This is a genomic window from Longimicrobium sp., assembly GCF_036554565.1.
In the GTDB taxonomy this organism is placed as follows: Bacteria; Gemmatimonadota; Gemmatimonadetes; order Longimicrobiales; family Longimicrobiaceae; genus Longimicrobium.
Genome location: NZ_DATBNB010000268.1, coordinates 1 through 3,389, shown reverse-complemented (window position 1 = coordinate 3,389; position 3,389 = coordinate 1). Strand labels below are relative to the sequence as shown.

The following is a 3,389-nucleotide window of genomic DNA, read 5'->3' as shown; positions in this document are numbered from 1 at the left end:
CGAGCGGATCACCGGCAGCCCGGGGCAGCAGACGCGGGTGGACGCGGTGCGCCTTCGCGACTCGCTGACGTACACCACGCGAACGGACAGCGCCGGCCGCTTCGAGTTCCGGCAGGTTCCCGAGGGCGAATACCGCGTGATCGCCTATCGAGACGCCAACCGCAACGGCCGGCCGGACCCGTTCGAGGCGCGCGACACGGCGCGGCTGACCTTCGCCACGGGCCAGGCACCCACGGCGCGGCTGGCGACGCTGCTCCCTGACACCACGCCCCCCGTCGTGCGCTCGGCGACGATCACGCAGGGGTGGGTGGAGGTGCGCACGGACGACTACCTGGACCCCGAGCAGCCGCTTTCGGCCGCGCAGGTGGCCTTGGTGGGCTCCGACAGCGTGGCTGTCGCCATCGCCGAGGTGCGCGTGGGCGCCCCGCCCGCCCCCCGCGACACGACCGACGCGGCCGACTCGGACAGCGCGGCACCCGCGGCGCAGCCCGGCGCGGCGCGCCAGCCCCCGCGTGCCGACAGCGCGGGAGCCGCCGCCGAGCCGCGTGGTCCGCTTCCCGCGCAGGCGCTTTTCGTGCGGCCCGCGTCGCCGCTATGGCCCGACACTGTGTACGTCGTGCGGGTGACGGGGGTCCGCAACATCAACGGGCTGGTGGGCGGTGGGCAGGCGCGGCTGCGCACGCCGGAAGCCGCGCCAGCCCCGGCACCGCGGGTGGAAGCGGATTCCGCCGCGGCGGGGAGCGCCACGCCCGCTCGGCCAAGCACTGCGCGTCCAGCGCCGGCCAGTCCTGCGCCGGCGCCGGGGCGCCCGCGCGCCTCGCTTCCCGCGCGCGGTGCCCTGGTGCCCGTGCGCGACTGAATCGCGAACATCCTCCGTTCACCGGATCAATCGGAACCGACCATGTCCGAAAACTCGCCGCTCGCCGGTTTGCTGGCGGGGAAGAAGGGCCTCATCGTGGGTGTGGCCAACCAGAACTCCATCGCGTGGGCGTGCGCGCAGGCGCTGCACGGTGCGGGAATGGAGCTGGCGTTCACCTACCAGGGCGAGCTGATGCGCGACCGGGTGATGAAGACGGTGTCGTCGCTGGGCGACGTGCCCGTGTTCGACCTGGACGCGCGCAGCGACGAGCAGATCGACGCGCTCGTGGCCGCGCTACGCGAACGCTGGGGCAGCCTGGACTTCCTGCTGCACTCCATTGCCTACGCCCCCAAGGCCGCGATGGCCAACGCGTTCATCGAAACGCAGCGCGAAGACTTTTCCGCCGCGCACGAGATCAGCGCCTACTCGCTGGTGGCCCTGTCCCGCGCCTTTGCGCCGATGATGCCCGAGGGCGGCAGCATCGTGACCATGACCTACTACGGCTCGCAGAAGGCGGTGCCCGGCTACAACGTGATGGGCGTCGCCAAGGCGGCGCTGGAGGCCAGCGTGCGGTACCTGGCGGTGGACCTGGGCGCGCGCGGCATTCGCATCAACGCCGTGTCGGCCGGGGCCATCAACACGCTGGCGGCGCGCGGCGTGGCCCACTTCCGCGACCTGCTGCGGATCACCGGCGAGCGCGCCCCGCTGAAGCGCGCGGTGGAGCCCAGCGAAGTCGGCAACGCGACGCTGTTCCTGGCGTCGGAGCTGTCCGGCGGCATCACGGGCGAGGTGATGTACGTGGACGCGGGCTTCAACATCACGGCGGGGTGAGTGGCCGAGGATTGATTCTCGGCGCCGTCTGCATATACTTCAGTAGTTGAACAACGGCGCCGCGGCCCGGAACCTGCTGGTTTCGAGAGCGTACAAGTCGTTACGAGAGCGGGAGTTGGATTGCCCGCGACCAACCTTGTGATGCGGGGTTGCAGCAATGCAGACGAGCGAGATCAGCACCGAAGCACCGGCCGTTCCGGTTCTTCTTACGGCCACGGCGGCCACCGAGGTCCGCCGGTACATCGAGGAGCAGGGCGCGGCCGAGACGGCGGGGCTGCGCGTAGGCGTGCTCCCCGGCGGCTGCTCGGGCTTTCAGTACGGCCTGAACATCGAGGACGAGGCTGGCGAAGACGACATGATCCTGGAGTCGCAGGGCATTCGCCTGTTCGTGGATCCCTTCAGCCTGCAGTACCTGCAGGGCACCGAGATCGACTACGTGTCGACCTTCCAGGGGAGCGGCTTCACGTTCAACAACCCGAACGCGGCCGGCGGCTGCGGCTGCGGAAGCTCGTTCACGGTGTGAACGGCGGTAGGGTAGCGCGTTAGCCGGAACGGCCGGGACGACGCGCGGGAGGCCCGCGGAGCTTGAGCTCCGCGGGCCTCTTTCGCGTTCCCCCGCTCCCGACGTTTTTCGGGATGGCCGCTTTCGGCCGGCCTCGTCCGCGCACGAACCCAACGTTCGCGCGTGCCCCCATCGGCCACGCATGAACTTGCGTGTGCTCTCCGTTTAGTTGTGTAAAGATTTCCAGCATCAACACTGGTGATTCGAGGATTGATCCCCCGTCGTGGCCTGGCTATACTCGGCGCGTGGTGATGTTGATTTGCGTCGGATAATGAGAGTCGAAGCTTGCGCGCTCCGGCCCTGACGGAACCTCGCTTCTCAACCTACCGGCCGCAGACTCGTCCCACCGTGCCCGGCATTCCGCCGGTGCGACGACACTCGGAACGCCATCGCGACAGAGGAAGCATCATGGGACAGGGCGGAAAGATCACGCTGGTCAACGGCACGCCGTACAATTGGCGGAACACGTACCATCATTCGTACCAGATGAACTCGTGGACGTTTCCCGACACCATCGCGGCGGGGACGACGGCCAGCGTCTACGTGGAGTGGTCGCAGGGGTTCTTCGAGCATTCGGGGGATGACGCGGGCGAAGTGACCTACACGCTGGGCCCCTCGGGGGCGAACTTCCAGGTGCAGGCGCGCGCCGGCAACGGGTTCGACCTGCGGGTGGTGCTCACGGACATCGCCACGACGGGAAATCCCAAGGGGAGCACCATCGACCTGGGCTGGCAGCACGACGGGAACGTCACCTTCATCCTGGCCGGTACGGAGGGGAGCTACACGTCGAGCAACCCCCCGGCGGCGTGGATGCAGCAGAACCTGGGCGTCCTGGGAGGGCGCAGCCTGCGTCACCTGTGCATCCCCGGCTCCCACGACGCGGGGATGAGCGTCTACACCTCGGGTACCGCGTTCGCGACTCGCTGCAACACGCTCACGCAGACCTCCGGCATCCTGGGCCAGCTGCAGTTCGGCGTGCGGTACTTCGACATTCGCCCGGTCATCAGCGCGGGACAGTACCTGACCGGGCACTACGGCAACATCGGCCAGATAAATTCGTGGCAGGGGGCGAACGGCCAGTCCATCGCGTCCATCATCAGCGACGTGAACGCGTTCACCGGCGCCAACCAGGAACTT

2 protein-coding genes and 2 pseudogenes are annotated in these 3,389 nt (G+C 68.8%); all 4 read left to right on the top strand.

What is annotated here, in order from left to right; all coding sequences use genetic code 11:
* Positions 1 to 859, top strand: a pseudogene (locus VIB55_RS07270) (carboxypeptidase-like regulatory domain-containing protein); the annotation flags it as partial.
* A gap of 42 nt (positions 860 to 901) precedes the next feature.
* The gene (locus VIB55_RS07265; protein ID WP_331876006.1) at positions 902 to 1,690 is read left to right on the top strand and encodes an enoyl-ACP reductase; all 789 of its coding nucleotides are present in this window, start codon (positions 902 to 904) and stop codon (positions 1,688 to 1,690) included.
* A 157-nt stretch (positions 1,691 to 1,847) separates the two neighbouring features.
* Positions 1,848 to 2,213 carry an iron-sulfur cluster insertion protein ErpA gene (gene erpA / locus VIB55_RS07260; RefSeq protein WP_331876005.1) on the top strand — a complete coding sequence of 122 codons (366 nt, stop codon included), beginning with the start codon at positions 1,848 to 1,850 and terminating at the stop codon, positions 2,211 to 2,213.
* A gap of 447 nt (positions 2,214 to 2,660) precedes the next feature.
* Positions 2,661 to 3,389, top strand: a pseudogene (locus VIB55_RS07255) (hypothetical protein); the annotation flags it as partial.